This is a genomic window from Candidatus Goldiibacteriota bacterium HGW-Goldbacteria-1, assembly GCA_002839855.1.
GTDB lineage: Bacteria > Oederibacteriota > PGYV01 > PGYV01 > PGYV01 > PGYV01.
Genome location: PGYV01000005.1, coordinates 213,699 through 228,181, shown reverse-complemented (window position 1 = coordinate 228,181; position 14,483 = coordinate 213,699). Strand labels below are relative to the sequence as shown.

General features: G+C 42.0%; 15 protein-coding genes. 14 read left to right on the top strand and 1 reads right to left on the bottom strand.

What is annotated here, in order from left to right:
- Positions 1-50: 50 nt before the first annotated feature.
- The 3 genes from CVV21_06975 to CVV21_06965 are packed head-to-tail and all read left to right on the top strand — an operon-like array spanning position 51 to position 2,532.
- Complete coding sequence (locus tag CVV21_06975; protein ID PKL91762.1) at positions 51-563, top strand: hypothetical protein; 513 nt, start codon at positions 51-53, stop codon at positions 561-563.
- A 24-nt stretch (positions 564-587) separates the two neighbouring features.
- Positions 588-1,268 carry a hypothetical protein gene (locus tag CVV21_06970; GenBank protein ID PKL91761.1) on the top strand — a complete coding sequence of 227 codons (681 nt, stop codon included), beginning with the start codon at positions 588-590 and terminating at the stop codon, positions 1,266-1,268.
- A 43-nt stretch (positions 1,269-1,311) separates the two neighbouring features.
- Positions 1,312-2,532 carry a hypothetical protein gene (locus tag CVV21_06965; GenBank protein PKL91760.1) on the top strand — a complete coding sequence of 407 codons (1,221 nt, stop codon included), beginning with the start codon at positions 1,312-1,314 and terminating at the stop codon, positions 2,530-2,532.
- Positions 2,533-2,768: 236 nt separating this feature from the next.
- Here the strand turns inward: CVV21_06965 and CVV21_06960 are convergent, their stop codons facing one another.
- Entirely contained in the window at positions 2,769-3,134 is a 366-nt protein-coding gene (locus CVV21_06960; protein ID PKL91759.1) for a hypothetical protein, read from the bottom strand.
- Between the two features lie 115 nt (positions 3,135-3,249).
- Here CVV21_06960 and tmk point away from each other — a divergent pair, with 115 nt between their 5' ends.
- From tmk to CVV21_06905, 11 genes are all read left to right on the top strand, one after another.
- Positions 3,250-3,900, top strand: coding sequence for a dTMP kinase (gene tmk / locus CVV21_06955; GenBank protein PKL91758.1), 651 nt, complete (start codon positions 3,250-3,252; stop codon positions 3,898-3,900).
- On the top strand, positions 3,900-4,967 hold the full coding sequence (locus CVV21_06950; GenBank protein PKL91757.1) for a hypothetical protein: 1,068 nt from the start codon (positions 3,900-3,902) through the stop codon (positions 4,965-4,967). The genes tmk and CVV21_06950 overlap by 1 nt, the downstream gene beginning before the upstream one ends.
- The gene (locus CVV21_06945) at positions 4,960-5,685 is read left to right on the top strand and encodes a hypothetical protein (protein PKL91756.1); all 726 of its coding nucleotides are present in this window, start codon (positions 4,960-4,962) and stop codon (positions 5,683-5,685) included. The genes CVV21_06950 and CVV21_06945 overlap by 8 nt, the downstream gene beginning before the upstream one ends.
- A 101-nt stretch (positions 5,686-5,786) precedes the next feature.
- Entirely contained in the window at positions 5,787-7,364 is a 1,578-nt protein-coding gene (locus tag CVV21_06940) for a methionine--tRNA ligase (protein PKL91755.1), read from the top strand.
- A gap of 42 nt (positions 7,365-7,406) precedes the next feature.
- Positions 7,407-8,162 (top strand): hydrolase TatD, encoded by a 756-nt coding sequence (locus CVV21_06935; protein ID PKL91754.1) that lies wholly within the window; start codon positions 7,407-7,409, stop codon positions 8,160-8,162.
- 11 nt (positions 8,163-8,173) lie between these two features.
- Complete coding sequence (trpD, locus tag CVV21_06930) at positions 8,174-9,187, top strand: anthranilate phosphoribosyltransferase (GenBank protein PKL91753.1); 1,014 nt, start codon at positions 8,174-8,176, stop codon at positions 9,185-9,187.
- Between the two features lie 20 nt (positions 9,188-9,207).
- Entirely contained in the window at positions 9,208-10,011 is an 804-nt protein-coding gene (locus tag CVV21_06925; GenBank protein PKL91752.1) for an indole-3-glycerol phosphate synthase TrpC, read from the top strand.
- Positions 10,012-10,093: 82 nt separating this feature from the next.
- On the top strand, positions 10,094-10,717 hold the full coding sequence (locus CVV21_06920) for an N-(5'-phosphoribosyl)anthranilate isomerase (protein PKL91751.1): 624 nt from the start codon (positions 10,094-10,096) through the stop codon (positions 10,715-10,717).
- Between the two features lie 57 nt (positions 10,718-10,774).
- On the top strand, positions 10,775-11,956 hold the full coding sequence (gene trpB, locus CVV21_06915) for a tryptophan synthase subunit beta (GenBank protein PKL91750.1): 1,182 nt from the start codon (positions 10,775-10,777) through the stop codon (positions 11,954-11,956).
- 1 nt (position 11,957) lies between these two features.
- On the top strand, positions 11,958-12,734 hold the full coding sequence (locus CVV21_06910) for a tryptophan synthase subunit alpha (GenBank protein PKL91749.1): 777 nt from the start codon (positions 11,958-11,960) through the stop codon (positions 12,732-12,734).
- A 32-nt stretch (positions 12,735-12,766) separates the two neighbouring features.
- Complete coding sequence (locus CVV21_06905) at positions 12,767-14,473, top strand: hypothetical protein (protein PKL91748.1); 1,707 nt, start codon at positions 12,767-12,769, stop codon at positions 14,471-14,473.
- Positions 14,474-14,483: the final 10 nt, after the last annotated feature.

The window sequence follows — 14,483 nt, the reverse complement described above, 5'->3', positions numbered from 1 at the left end:
TTGGCTGATATAATAAACGGGTGAATTATTCAGCATAACCGGAGGATTAGATGAAAAAAATACTTGTATTGGTGACTGTATCACTTTTTCTTACATCCTGTGCTTCAATGTACATAAAACCGCAGATACAGCCCACGCTGTTTGAACAGCAGATTCCCGGCGGTTCTGATTATATTTTTAAAGCCGCGCTTAAAATAATGCCCATGCTTGGTTATAATATTCAGGGTTCTGATGCCGCAGCCGGGACTATTACCACTGCTCCCGTGAAGATGTCCATTAATCCGGAACAGTGCGACTGCGGCTCCGCGTTTGGAGTTCCTTTAATAAAAAGCAAAGGTGTCAAAGCGGATGTTTCCTTTATACTCGCGGTTTCAAATAACAAACTGGCTTTAAAAGCGGATGTGGTACCGGAACTAAGTGATGTTATGTCTACTTTATCTGCCGCCGGAATAACTTTTATGTGCGTGTCCAAGGGAGGCCTTGAAAAAACGCTGGCCAATCAGTTTGTTGAAAAAACCAAGACCAAAGCTTTGCAGCTGCTTTTTGATAATATTAAATTTTAAATAAAACGTTTTATCGGGGGAAATATGAAAAAATTTGGTGTTGTTTTTATTGCCGCTTTATTACTGGCTTCCTGTACATCCATAACGCTTAAGACAGAAGCGCAAAAAGACCTTTTTTATGAAAATGGAAAACTTATTGCCACGTATTCTTATGGTGAAAAAGGCGAAGTTTTAAAGGACGGAATATTAATAGAAGGCCTTGTTACGGAGTATTTTGAAGGTAATAAACCCAAGGCAAGGCACGTTTACAGAAAAGGCATGAAAAACGGAGAATCGCAGCAGTATTATGAAAACGGCGGGATTAAAGCGGTTTTGTTTTATCAGGACGGCATCCTTTCAGGGCCGGCAAAGTATTATTTTGAAACGGGAGAAGTAAAAGAAGAAGGGGCGTATGCAAAAGGAAAAAGAGACGGGGAGTGGAAAGATTATTACTTAAGCGGTCTGGTTGAAAAAAAGACCACATACAGGTTAGGCGAAAAAGAAGGTTTCTGGTCGTGTACTTATGAGAGCGGGGAAGTAAAAGAAGAAGGTATTTTTTTAAAAGACAAAGAAGAAGGCAACTGGAAATGCCTTTATAAAACCGGTGAAATTAAGGAAAAAGGATCGTATAAAAACGGCCTTAAAGAAGGGCTGTGGGAAGAATATGATAAGGATGGCAATGTGACAGGAAAAAAAATATACAGGCGCGGCGAACCGGTAAAATAGAAATATGCTTGTGTAAACAAATTATGCCTGTTAAAATCTATTTATGAAAAAAATAACCGGTTTTGCAGTTTTAATAGCCCTTTTTTCCTGCGTTTCATACGCGGGAAGCGTGCCTTTTAATTACGCTTATCTTCTGTTTGATAACGTTCATCAGCCCATTTTTTCGTCATACGCATCCGCGGATGAATCAATTGAAAATAATAATCTGATATTTCTTGCTGATTTTACAGCCATCAAAGGTAATGAAATCAGCGCTTATGACAATTATCTTGGGCCAACAAACGCGTTTATCTTCTGGGAACCTTTAAGAAACAGGGAATACAAAGGCGGCATTTTCTTTTCTCCGATATATCTTAGGGCGGATGCCGGTAAACCGGGTTATATTACTGAAAGCAGGCAGTATCTTATAGGTGTAAGGGGCGCCAATCAGGTAATCAGAGGTTCGCTTGGGTGGATACTTGATGAAAATTCGGATGATGCCGGCTTTGCGCATATTAATCTTTACGGGTTTGACCTTATGGCGTCTGTAAATCTTTCCGGCAATCTGACGGATTTGAATTTTATGAAACTGTTTGAAACCGGGCGCACGGGACGGATAGGGCCGGTGATTTCATATTATGGTTTTTATGACACGCTGAAAGCGGGTGTGAAATGGGACAGGATTATGCCGGCTGATTTTATAGAATTGTCAGCAGAAGGAATGGCTGATGTATATAACAGGGGGCTTGGCGCGGGAATTTCACATATCAGCGCTGGTGCGTTATTTAAGTTTGAAAATGACCTGGCTTTAAAAATAGCAGGTTCGTATTCTGAAGAGTATTTTTATGAAGGTTTGTGGGGAGGGCAGGTGCAAATATCTGCTTTTGATAATGTCTTTATCTCGGCTTCATACAACTATAATGAAAGTATCATGCTGAACCCTGTAAAAAATAAGCTGTTTTTATCCGCGCGTGTTTCCGCTTTTATTACATCTGAAAAACAGGGAAGCGCCGTGTCCCCGGCAGAAAGCGTGATAAAGGATAATTTATCGGATAAAACAATAGGGGTTGAAAGTTTTATATTTGACCAGAATTTAAAGTCAAAAGATGCAATGCGCCGCCATTTAAAGAATGGCTTTGTTTCCACAGCATCAGTCATAACCGCAGCCGCAGCAGGCGGGCTTGTTTTAATACTGGGAACCCCGCAAGACGCGTCATACGCCGCCGTAGGCGGTGCATTATTGGGGTATTGGCTCTCACCGTCGTTGTTTGAAATCATTTATTAGGACAAAAGATAAACGAAATAAGGATTGTATTTATGTTTAGTCTTTTTAGTAGTGGTAGCCGCGCCCTTTAGGGCGGGGCAGTTGCAGTTGGTTTATGCTTGTTTTAGTACTGGTAGACGCGGGTCTTTAGCCCGCGGTAGTTGGTTTGAGTTTTGATAGTGTCTTTCCCGATCTTCCGTCCCTCCGTGTATCCGACCATCCGTTCCTCTGTCCTTCAAAGCATCCAAGCGTCTATCTTATCTCCTGTTCCTATGTATATTCTTATCCCGTTTCTTCTCGCGTTCTTTAAGTTCAGAGACTTTATCCATGCAGTCCTGGCACAGGGTGCCTTTTTTAAGTTCTTTTCCGCACAACCTGCATTTTAACTGTTCGGGAGGGTCTGTCATGCGCAGGCTTCCGGATTTGACAAAGCGCAGTATCTGCATAGGGTCAACGCCTGTCCTGTTGGACACTTCCATAACGTTGGCAAGGGGAAAGCTTCTAAGGTAATCGGTAACTGTTTTTAAGTCCTTGGCTTCCAGCACCATACAATCCGGACAAATATAAGTAATCTTTTCCGGGCTGAAAACCTTACCGCACCTTGAACAGTTCACAATTGCCATAATCACTCCTATTATTTTATGCTTTGATTATATAACATTTTTAACCGGCGTCCAAACCAATTATTTCACGGGTTTAAAATATTCGGCAACCGTGATATACTCTTAAATATTAAATATGAAACAACAGGAAACAGGAGAGTTTATGAAAGGGAAGCTTATAGTTTTTGAAGGGCCGGAAGGGTGCGGAAAGTCCACCCAGGCAGAGATGGTTTTTGATTATTTACAGAATAATGATGTCAAAACTGTGCTGTTAAGAGAGCCGGGCGGCAACGCGATATCGGAAAAAATACGCTCCATAATTCTTGACCCTGCCCATAAGGCAATGACCAAAAAAACAGAACTTCTGCTGTACATAGCCAGCAGGGCGCAGATAATAGAGGAAAAATTAAAACCGTTATTAGACGGCGGAACTACTGTATTACTTGACCGTTTCAGCCTTTCCACGCTTGTATATCAGGGTTATGCCCGCGGGCTGGATAAAAAGCAGATAAAAATGCTTAATGATTATGTGGCTAAAGGAGTAAAGGTATTTATGACTGTGGTTTTTGATGTGTCAGCGGCAGAGGCAAAAAAAAGGATGAGCAAAAGGGAAAAACACGACAGGTTAGACGCTGAAGCGGCGGCGTTTCATAAAAAAGTAAGGGCGGGCTATCTGGCAGAAGCCGCAAAAAATAAAAACATTTATCTTATAAAGACAGACGGCAAGTCAAAAGAAAAAATATTTGATGAAACCATTAAATTGCTCTGCAAAAAGAGGGCTTATTAATGGCCATTAAAGATATCGCAGGCAATGGCCTTGCCAAGACCTCACTGCTTTCTTATGTAAAATCCCCTAAAACAGGCACTTCGTATATCTTTGCGGGCGAGGAAAATACCGGGAAAAAATATTCCGCGATTCAGTTTGCAAAGGCGTTAAACTGCGAAAATCCCATGCCGGATTCCGACTGCTGTGACGGGTGCTCCAGCTGCAAACTTTTAGACAGGGTGTTTACAGAGCTTGACGAGGACGGCATGCAGTTAAACCCGCATCCGGATGTGCTGTATATAAATACAGAAAAAGCCAATATTGTAATAGACATGGTGCTGGATAAACTTCAGGAAATAAACGCGTACAGGGCGATAAAACTTAAAAAGAAAATTGTAATCATGAATGACGCGGAAAAAATGAACAACGTGGCTTCCAACGCAATTTTAAAAGAACTGGAAGAACCAAATGAAAACGCGGCCATAATCCTTATCGTGAATAATCAGGAAAAACTGCTTCCCACCATAATTTCCAGATGCCACAGGGTGGAAATTAAACGGGCTCCTGTTCAGGAAATAAGGGCAAAGCTTAAAATTATCAAACCGGAACTGACAGGGGAAAAACTTGAAGAGGCAGTGCTGTTCTGCGAAGGCAAAATTGGGGATGCATTTGACTACGAGGGAATAAAAGAAAAGGTGGCTGCTGCCGCGGGTATTGCAAGGGCGATTTCCGGGAAAACAGACAATATAGAGGGCATATTTCTTAAGGTACAGGAGCTTGAAACGGCTAAAAAGGCCAAAAAAGAGGATAAAGACGGCAACACAAGGGTTTTTTTCCTTGATATTTTGAAGATATTATCATATATTTATAAGGATTTACTGCTGGCAAAAGCCGGCGTAAAGGATGTAATGAAACAGAAGTATTCCATTAATTCTTCGGAAATCCGTGAATTAAGCGAAAAAAAGATTGTTAATATAATAGGGCTTATAGAGTCGGCACAGCGTGACCTTATGGCAAACGCCAATACGGGTCTTCTATTTTCAGGGCTGTTTTTCGGCATTCGAAAGGAAGGTTTACGCAATGATTGAAATTGTAGGAATAAAGTTTAAGGAAGACGAAAAGATATACTATTATAATCCAAGCAAACTTCACCTTGAAAAAGGCGAAAAATGCCTGGTTGAAACCATTGACGGCGAACGGGAAGCGGAAGTGTCGCTTTCTAATTTCTTTATAGAGCCGGATAAACTTTACGCGCCTGTCAGAAGGGTTGTCAAATACCTGACAGACAAACAGGAAATATTCGAGCAGAAGAAAGCCCGCATGGAAGAAAAGGCAAAAGAGTTCTGCGCGAAAAGAATAGAAGGCAGAAAGCTTCCGATGAAACTTACGGAAGTGAATTATACCGACGACCTTAAAAAGGTGGTCTTCTTTTTTGTCGCGGAAAACAGGGTTGATTTCAGGGAACTTTTAAAGGACCTTGTTAAGACGCTGCGCGTAAAAATTGAATTAAGGCAGATAAGCCGCAGGGAATACGCCAAGAAGATAGGCGGAGTGGGCATCTGCGGAAGGGTCTGCTGCTGCAAACAGTACCTTAAATCGTTTTCTCCCATAACTATTAAAATGGCCAAAGTACAGGGGCTTCCGCTTAATCCAACCAAAATATCCGGCGTGTGCGGCAGGCTTTTATGCTGCCTGGCGTATGAAAAATACGATTCGCCGGTAAGGCCTGTTGTCCAGTACTTTGATGCAGGCGTGGATACAAAAGAAATTAAAAAACTTGATGACGCTGAAGCTGACGTAACCTAAAAAAATTAACCAGCTTAAAATACGGCCGGTATAAAAAATACGCTTTAATGCAGGGCGGTATTTTTTTATTTACGGGGTGAACCGGAAAAAACGGAGGATTAATGAAAAAATTTTACATAACTACCGCTATAGATTACGCCAATTCAAAGCCGCACGCGGGGCACGCGTATGAAAAAGTGGTGACGGATATAATGGCGCGCTATAAAAGGATGCGCGGATATGACGTGGCTTTCTGCACCGGCACTGACGAACACAGTTTAAATGTACAGGCAAGGGCAAAGGAATTAAATAAGGATCCAAAAGAGTACTGTGATGAAATGGTTGTCGCATATAAAGAACTTTGCGCGCTGTATAACATATCAATTACCGATTTTATTCAGACCACCGAAGAACGCCACCACAAATCTGTTACCGAACTGTTTAAGCGTATTTACGACGCGGGGGATATTTACAAGGGCAAATACGAAGGGTGGTACTGCAAATCGTGCGAGGCTTTTTACAACAAGACCGACCTTACAGAAGACAGCTGCTGCCCCACGCACAAAACAAAAGCCGACCTAATAACAGAAGAAAACTACTTTATTAAAATCACAAAATATACCGACAGGCTTTTAAAACACATTGAAGATAATCCGCTGTTTATAGAACCGGCCACAAGAAGAAATGAAATTCTGTCAATGCTGAAATCGGGATTCAGGGATATAAGCGTATCAAGGCCGGGCATTAACTGGGGCATACCGCTGCCGATAGACCCGACGCAGACGGTATATGTATGGTTTGACGCGCTGATAAATTACATAACATCCGCGGGTTTTGCCACTGATGACGCAAAATTCAAAAAGTACTGGCCGGCTGATATTCACATAATAGGCAAGGACATTACCAAGTTTCACTGCATCATATGGCCCATAATGCTTATGTCCGCCGGACTTGAACTGCCAAAAAAAGTTTTTGGACACGGGTTTCTTCTGAACAAAGGCGAAAAGATGAGCAAGTCGCGCGGCAATGTGGTTGACCCGATAGAAATGGCGCAACAGTACGGCGCGGAAGCCATAAGGTATTATTTTGCATCCGATGTTGTAAACGGAGAAGACGGCGACTTTAATGAAGAAGCAATAAAGTTAAGTTTTAACACAAACCTTGCAAATGACCTTGGCAATTTAATTAACCGCTCTCTTAACATGGTGGAAAAATACAGCGAAGGGCTATCCGGTATATATGACGAAAGTGCAGCTGATGATAATATGAAACTGGTGGCGTCTGAAGAAAAAGCACTGTGGGCTAAATATGAAAGCGCGATGGAAAAAATGAATTTTTCAGATGCTTTAAAATCTGTCTGGAAAATAATAGGAATGTCAAACAAACTTATAGACCAGTCGGCGCCGTGGAACCTGTTTAAAAACGGACAGAAAGAACAGCTTGTAAATGTTCTGTATCTGCTTTTAGAAGCCATTAGGCTTACATCGCTGGCAATAGCGCCTGTAATGCCGGCAACCGCGGAGAAAATTTGGGTCAAGCTTGGAGTGGCATATGATATGAAATCCCTTGACCTGGAAAAAGAGATGCAGTTTGGTCTTTTAAAAGAGGGGACAAAAGTGGCAAAAGGCGACCCGCTGTTCCCGCGTATTCAGAGCGAAGAAGAAAAGGAGAAAAATCTGAAGTCAAAGGCCAAGGGTTAAAACCGGTTTAGTAATGGCTTTTAAACTTTTGATGTATATTAAATGATAGATACCCACATTCACATATGCGATGAAAAGTACGACGCTGACCGCAAAGAAATGCTTCAAAGGGCAAGGCAGGCGGGCGTAAATAAATTTTTAAACATCGGCGCGGAAATAGAAGAGACAAGAAAAGTGGCGGTTTTTAAAGAAGATGGCGTATGGGCTGCCATAGGGCTTCACCCTCACTACGTGGATGTTTTAAATGAAGAAATAATAAATGAATTAAGAGGCTATTTAACTGCAAATGACAGGATAGCAGCAGTGGGCGAAATTGGCCTTGATTATTATAAAAGTACGGTGGACAGGGCGGTTCAAAAAGCGGGATTTGAAAAACTAATCTCGCTTGCGCGGGAATTTGAAAAGCCGGTAATTATTCACAGCAGGGACGCGCACAGCGATGTAATTGATATTCTTGGGGCGAACAGGGTAAAGAAAGCCGGAGTAATTCACTGTTTCTCGGCTGATTATGAAGCGGCAGAGAAATTTATGGAATTAGGGTATGTTTTTGGGATAGGCGGGGTAATCACATTCCCCAATTCTTCGGCTTTAAGGGATGCGGTAAAACAGATTCCCATTGAAAATATTGTGCTTGAAACTGACGCGCCGTGGCTTGCACCGCAAAAATTCCGGGGGCAAAGGAATGAAGCTTCCTATATCCCGGTTATTGCGGCAAAGCTGGCGGAAATAAAAAATATAGATGTTCAGGAAGTTATAAGTATAACCACGGCAACTGCGTGCAGGGTGCTTGGGATTTAAAAGGAGAAATTATGCTAAAGCCATATATTAAGAAAGCCGCGGAGCGGGAAAATCTTACGTCACAAGAGATGAAAGAAGCTATGGAAATAATGATGACGGGAAAATCAAGCGAGGCGCAGATAGCCGCGTTTTTAACCGCTTTAAAAATGAAAGGTGAAACCGTGGAAGAAATATCCGCCGCGGCAATGGTAATGAGGGAGAAAGCGCACTATATTAAAATAGACAAAGAAGTGATTCTTGATACCTGCGGCACAGGCGGGGACTATGCGGAAACATTTAACATTTCCACGGCTGTATCTGTTGTGGCTGCAGCCTGCGGCGTAACAGTTGCCAAGCACGGCAACAGGGCGTTAACCAGCAAAAGCGGCAGCGCGGATGTATTAAAGGCGCTTGGCGTAAACGTGGACGCAAGCCATGATAATATAAAAAACAGCATTGAAAATATTGGTATCGGTTTTCTGTTTGCTCCCGGCTGCCATATGGCAATGAAATACGCCGCGCCGGTAAGGCGTGAAATTGGCATAAGAAATATATTTAATGTCCTGGGGCCTATTATTAATCCCGCCCGCAATACGCACCATCTTATGGGAGTTTACGCGGGTTCGCTTACAGAGAAAATAGCGGCTGTCTTAAAAAATATGGGAAATGTACATTCGCTTGTAATATGCGGCGAAGGTAATGTTGATGAAGCCGTATTATGGGGCAATACTTCCGTGGCTGAATTAAAGGACGGGAAAATAACCACATATTCCATAAACCCGGAAGAGTTCGGGATAGAGCCGTGTACACAGAAGGAAGTTATTGGCAGCTCCCCCGAAGAGAACGCGGCAATTATGGCAGAGGTTTTTGCAGGCAAAAGAAAAGACGCGTATTACCGCATAATAGTGTATAATGGCGCAATAGCGCTGTATACGGCGGATGCTGTAAAATCCATAAAAGACGGCGTTTTAATGGCAAAAGATGCCATAGATTCAGGGCGTGCCGCGGATAAGTTAAAGCAGCTTGTGGAATACAGCAATAAATAAGAAAAAATAAGAGGTGGAAAATGGCCGGAAACATCCTTAGCAAGATTGTAAAACATAAGAAACAGGAAGTGGCTGCGGCAAAGAAAAAGATACCAATGAGCATGCTGTTAGCCGAAATAATGAAACTGCCTGCCAACCGTAATTTCAGGGACGTCTTTGAAAACAATGACTTTACAATAGTGGGGGAGATTAAGAAAAAGTCGCCTTCAAAAGGTGTTATAAAAAGCACTGTTAATATAAAGAATATCGTTCAGACATATGAAAAAGCGGGAATAAAAGCGTTGTCCATAGTAACAGATAAAAAGTTTTTTGACGGCAATCTTGAATATATAAAAGAAGCAAAAAAGCACTGCTCTATGCCTGTTTTACGTAAAGACTTTGTAATAGATGAATACCAGATATATGAAACGCGCGCGGCAAGGGCGGATGCCATTTTGCTTATAGCGGCCATACTTGAAAAAAGGGAGCTTGCTTCTTTTATAAGAAAAGCCAGATTTTTAAATGTAACGCCTGTTGTAGAGTGTATTTCAAAAGAAGAAATAAAGAAAGCCGCAGCCGCAGGGGCGGAAATAATTGGTATTAACGCAAGGGATTTAAAAACATTTAAGATTAACCTTGCAAGGGTAAAGACCCTTGTGAAATATGTGCCTAAAGATAAATTTGTAATGTGTGAAAGCGGAATAAACACTCCTGAAGACGTGGATGAAATAATGGTGGACGCAAAGATAAAAGGCGTCCTTATTGGAACTATGTTTATGAAAGCCAAGGGCGAAAAACAGATAAAAGACCTGGCAGGGCAGATACTTAACAAGTACGGCCATTAACGTCAGAAGTTAAAAAAAGTCTGGCCGGAAGGTACAAAGGGTTAGTGAAACTCTGTACACTTGAATATATCCAGAGGTAAACATGAAACCGAAAGTTAAAATATGCGGAATTACAAACCTTAAAGATGCCATTCTTGCTGAAACGCTTGGTGCGGATATTGTCGGTTTTATATTTGCTGAAAGCCCAAGAAAAGTAAGTGAAAAACAGGCAGGTCAAATCATAAAAAAACTTAAGCCATTTACCATGAAAGCCGGAGTGTTTGTGGAACCCGACGGCGCTAAAATAAATAAAACTGTTTCTATGCTGGGGCTTGATATAGCCCAGGTTCACGGCGAAGTAAGCCTTTCCTGCCTTAAAAAAATTAAAAACGCTAAAATTTTAAAAGTGGTAAAAGCAAAAGATGCATCATATACAGAATCACAGGTAAAAAAATATAAAAATCACGTGGATTGTTTTCTTTTTGACACATATGACCCGTCGCTTCACGGCGGAACAGGAAAGCGGTTTGACTGGAAAATCCTGAAAAAAATCAGTGCGCCTTTTTTTATAGCGGGCGGCATAAAGCCGGAAACGGTGAACGCTATAGCGGGGACAATAAAACCATACGGCCTTGATATATCGTCAGGCGTGGAAAAAACCAAAGGTAAAAAAGATCCGTCAAAGCTAAAGAGGCTTTTTGAAAACGTTAACAAAGCCCGATGGTGAAAGTCATATCCCAATTCACGTCATAAAACCACAATACAAAATAAAACGGAGCATAAAATGAGAATACCCGATAAAAAAGGTTTTTTTGGAGATTTTGGCGGAAAGTTCGCGCCTGAAACATTAAGGGCGCTTTTGGATGACCTTGAAAGAAATTATGAAAAAGCAAAAAAAGATCCGGCGTTTAAACGCGAATTTGATTACTACTTAAAAAATTACGTGGGCAGGCCGTCGCCTTTGTATTTTGCCGAAAAACTTTCCAAACGCTTTGGGGCAAAGATATATCTGAAACGGGAAGATTTAAATCACACCGGCGCGCACAAGATTAACAACACAATAGGTCAGATACTGCTGGCAAAACGGATGGGTAAAAAAAGAATAATAGCGGAAACCGGCGCGGGACAGCACGGCGTGGCAACAGCCACGGTGGCCGCGCTTTTCAACTGTGAATGCGACGTTTATATGGGCGAAGAAGATATAAAAAGGCAGTCGTTAAATGTTTTCAGAATGGAACTGCTTGGCGCGCGCGTAATTCCGGTTACTTCCGGAAGCAAGACCTTAAAAGACGCGCTTAACGAAGCCACGCGCGACTGGTTAAAAAATGTGGACAATACATTTTATATCATAGGCACTGTTTCAGGTTTTCACCCGTATCCCATGATGGTCAGGGATTTTCAGTCCGTTATTGGAAAAGAAGCGCGCAAGCAGATACTTAAAGCCGAAGGCAGGCTTCCGGATTATCTGGTGGCGTGCGTGGGCGGCGGTTCAAATGCCATGGGCCTTTTTTATCCGTTTATAGATGATAAAAATGTAAAATTAATAGGTGTGGAAGCCGGCGGACTTGGTTTAAAAACAGGTAAACACGCCGCAAGTATTGTGAATAATGAAGTGGGTATTCTGCATGGCGCCAAGACATATGTGCTTCAGACGGAACACGGTCAGATAACAGAGACGCATTCAGTTTCAGCAGGGCTGGATTATCCGGGTGTTGGGCCGGAATTAAGCTATCTTTCAAAAACAAACAGGGCACAGTTTGATGTAATAACAGATATTGAAGCGCTTGAAGGTTTTAAGATGATGTGCTGTGAAGAAGGCATAATTCCCGCGCTTGAATCTTCACATGCATGCGCGTACCTTGAAAAAATGAAGCTTAAGAAAAAAGATATTGTCATTGTCAATGTGTCAGGCAGGGGTGATAAAGACATAAACACGGTCTATTCCCTTATAAAAGGGGGTAAATAACATGAACAGGATGGAGATGTTAAAGTCTAAAGGCAAAAAAATTGTTATTTATTTAATGGCGGGTGATCCCGGAATAAAAGAAACAGAAGATTTAATAATAACACTGGCACGAAGCGGGGTTTCGCTGGTGGAACTTGGCATACCTTTTTCTGACCCAATCGCGGACGGGATGGTTATTCAAAAAGCCGGGGAAAGGGCGTTAAGCCGGGGTGTGACAATAAAGGACTGCCTTGAAATTGTTAAAAGGGTAAGGGCAAAAGGGATAGAAATACCTATAGTGGCAATGACATACTATAACCTTATATATCACTTTGGGCCGGAAAAATTTGTGGACAGCGCGTTAAAAGCGGGATTAGACGGGGCAATTATCCCGGATTTGCCGTTTGACGAGGAGCCAAAGTTTTATTCTTACGCCAAAAAACATGATTTTAACCTTGTTTACCTTGCGGCGCCGTCAAATACAAGGGAGCGCGCCAAAAAAATTGTGGAAAAAAGCAGCGGTTTTGTGTATTATATCCTTCAGAAAGGCGTAACCGGCAGCGCAAAAAGCAGTATTGTCGGGTTTGAACTGCTTAAGTATTTGAAAAAGCTTTCGAAATTGCCTGTTTTTGCCGGTTTTGGTATTTCAGAACCATCGCAGGCTAAAGAAATCCTTAAAATAGCAGACGGAGTAATAATTGGAAGCGCTTTTGTTTCGCTCTGTGAAAAATACGGCAAAAACAAGAGTGTGATGTTGAAAAAAGCAGAGATGTTTGTGAAAAAATTCCTAAATGCTTGAATTCTTAGTTTGATAAAAAATTGAGGAAACGGATGCCAAAAAGCAGGAAGAAAACAAACAAGTATGAGAGTGTAAAGTCAAAAAAGCCTGCTGTCAATGCATCTAAAGGTGTATCTGAAGTTGACAGTCTGCGCGCGGAAATTATTGTCCTGCAGAAGCAGGTTAATATTCTGCAGGCAATATCCGAAATAACAGCCAAGGATTTTAAACTTAGCGATATATTGGACAGATTTTTATCAACTGTTATGGATGCCACTTCAAGCGAAGCCGGATCCATACTGCTTGTGGAAAAACATACAAACGCCCTGTATTTTGCATCTGCCAAAGGCGGCAAAGCATCCCAGATAAAAAAGTTCAAGCTTGCCATAGGCGAAGGCGTTGCCGGCTGGGTTGCACAGACAGGAAAACCGATGATTACGCCGGACGCTGCAGCTGATAAAAGGCATACAACCCGTTTTGACAAAAATTTAAAATACAAGACACGCAATATTATGTGCGCGCCTCTTAAATTTGACCACGATATACTTGGCGTTATTGAAATGCTGAATAAAAAGAAAGGGAAGGCGTTTGATAACAGAGACCTTGAAACGCTGCTTATCTTTACGCCTTACATTTCTGCTATTGTTAAAAACGCGGGGCTTTTAACGGACAATAAGGAAAAAATTGAACGTCTTGAACATCTTATGGGTATAACTGAATACGTAAATTCAACGCTTGAACTTGATATTCTGCTTGATAAAATGCTTGCCGCGTCCACACATATGCTTCAAGCGGAAGCGGGTTCTATTCTTCTGCTTGAAAGGGATGAACTGGTTTTTGCGTCAGCAACAGGAGCCCAAAAAGAAACAATAAAAAACATAAGGGTTCCGATAGGCGAAGGTATTGCGGGATGGGTGGCAAGGGAAGACCGCTCTGTGCTTGTAGCGGACGCGCAGAATGACCCAAGGTTTTTTAAAAAAGCTGATGAAAAAACCACATTTAAGACAAGATCTATAATTGCGGTTCCTCTTAAGACCAAACAGAGACTTGTGGGTGTAATGGAAGTAATCAACAAAAAAGGCGGGGATTTTTTCAACGAAGACGATAAAAACCTGCTTGAAGCGCTTGCCAATCAGGCGGCGGTAGCAATTGAAAACGCAAAACTTTACACCGAAACGCAGGACATGTTTATGAACACCATCAAGTGCCTTGCGGAAACTATAGACAAAAAAGACAACTATACAAGGCATCATTCTGACGGCGTCACCACATACAGTATGGAAATAGGCAAAGCGCTTGGTATTCCGGATGCGGAATTAAAAGAACTGAAAATTGCCGCGCTGTTTCACGACATAGGAAAAATAGGCGTGGATGAAAGCATACTTAGAAAGCCCGCAAAATTAACCGAACAGGAATTTCTTGAAATCAAAAAACACCCTGATGAAGGCGCAAATATACTTGAACCGATACCTCAGCTTAAGGATATTTTGCCGGTAATCAGGCATCATCACGAAAGGTTTGACGGCAATGGTTATCCCGCGGGCCTTATAGGCGAAGATATACCCATGCATTCAAGGATAATCAGCATCGCTGACACGCTTGACGCGATGCTGACAGACAGGCCGTACAGAAAAGGGCTTCCGCTTGAAACCTGCATTCAGGAAATACAGCACTGTTCCGGCACGCAGTTTGACCCGGAAATTGTGGCGGTTGCGATAAAGGCAATTAAAAAGTATTTTTCAAAAAAAGTTAAAAAGTAAAAGGAGAATT

What these genes read in the sequence shown, in the direction of transcription:
- CVV21_06970 (PKL91761.1), top strand. Translation starts at nt 588, where the DNA reads ATGAAAAAATTTGGTGTTGTTTTTATTGCCGCTTTATTACTGGCTTCC.
- tmk (PKL91758.1), top strand. Translation starts at nt 3,250, where the DNA reads ATGAAACAACAGGAAACAGGAGAGTTTATGAAAGGGAAGCTTATAGTT.
- trpD (PKL91753.1), top strand. Translation starts at nt 8,174, where the DNA reads ATGCTAAAGCCATATATTAAGAAAGCCGCGGAGCGGGAAAATCTTACG.
- CVV21_06940 (PKL91755.1), top strand. Translation starts at nt 5,787, where the DNA reads ATGAAAAAATTTTACATAACTACCGCTATAGATTACGCCAATTCAAAG.
- trpB (PKL91750.1), top strand. Translation starts at nt 10,775, where the DNA reads ATGAGAATACCCGATAAAAAAGGTTTTTTTGGAGATTTTGGCGGAAAG.
- CVV21_06965 (PKL91760.1), top strand. Translation starts at nt 1,312, where the DNA reads ATGAAAAAAATAACCGGTTTTGCAGTTTTAATAGCCCTTTTTTCCTGC.
- CVV21_06920 (PKL91751.1), top strand. Translation starts at nt 10,094, where the DNA reads ATGAAACCGAAAGTTAAAATATGCGGAATTACAAACCTTAAAGATGCC.
- CVV21_06935 (PKL91754.1), top strand. Translation starts at nt 7,407, where the DNA reads ATGATAGATACCCACATTCACATATGCGATGAAAAGTACGACGCTGAC.
- CVV21_06910 (PKL91749.1), top strand. Translation starts at nt 11,958, where the DNA reads ATGAACAGGATGGAGATGTTAAAGTCTAAAGGCAAAAAAATTGTTATT.
- CVV21_06905 (PKL91748.1), top strand. Translation starts at nt 12,767, where the DNA reads ATGCCAAAAAGCAGGAAGAAAACAAACAAGTATGAGAGTGTAAAGTCA.
- CVV21_06975 (PKL91762.1), top strand. Translation starts at nt 51, where the DNA reads ATGAAAAAAATACTTGTATTGGTGACTGTATCACTTTTTCTTACATCC.
- CVV21_06960 (PKL91759.1), bottom strand. Translation starts at nt 3,134, where the DNA reads ATGGCAATTGTGAACTGTTCAAGGTGCGGTAAGGTTTTCAGCCCGGAA.
- CVV21_06925 (PKL91752.1), top strand. Translation starts at nt 9,208, where the DNA reads ATGGCCGGAAACATCCTTAGCAAGATTGTAAAACATAAGAAACAGGAA.
- CVV21_06950 (PKL91757.1), top strand. Translation starts at nt 3,900, where the DNA reads ATGGCCATTAAAGATATCGCAGGCAATGGCCTTGCCAAGACCTCACTG.
- CVV21_06945 (PKL91756.1), top strand. Translation starts at nt 4,960, where the DNA reads ATGATTGAAATTGTAGGAATAAAGTTTAAGGAAGACGAAAAGATATAC.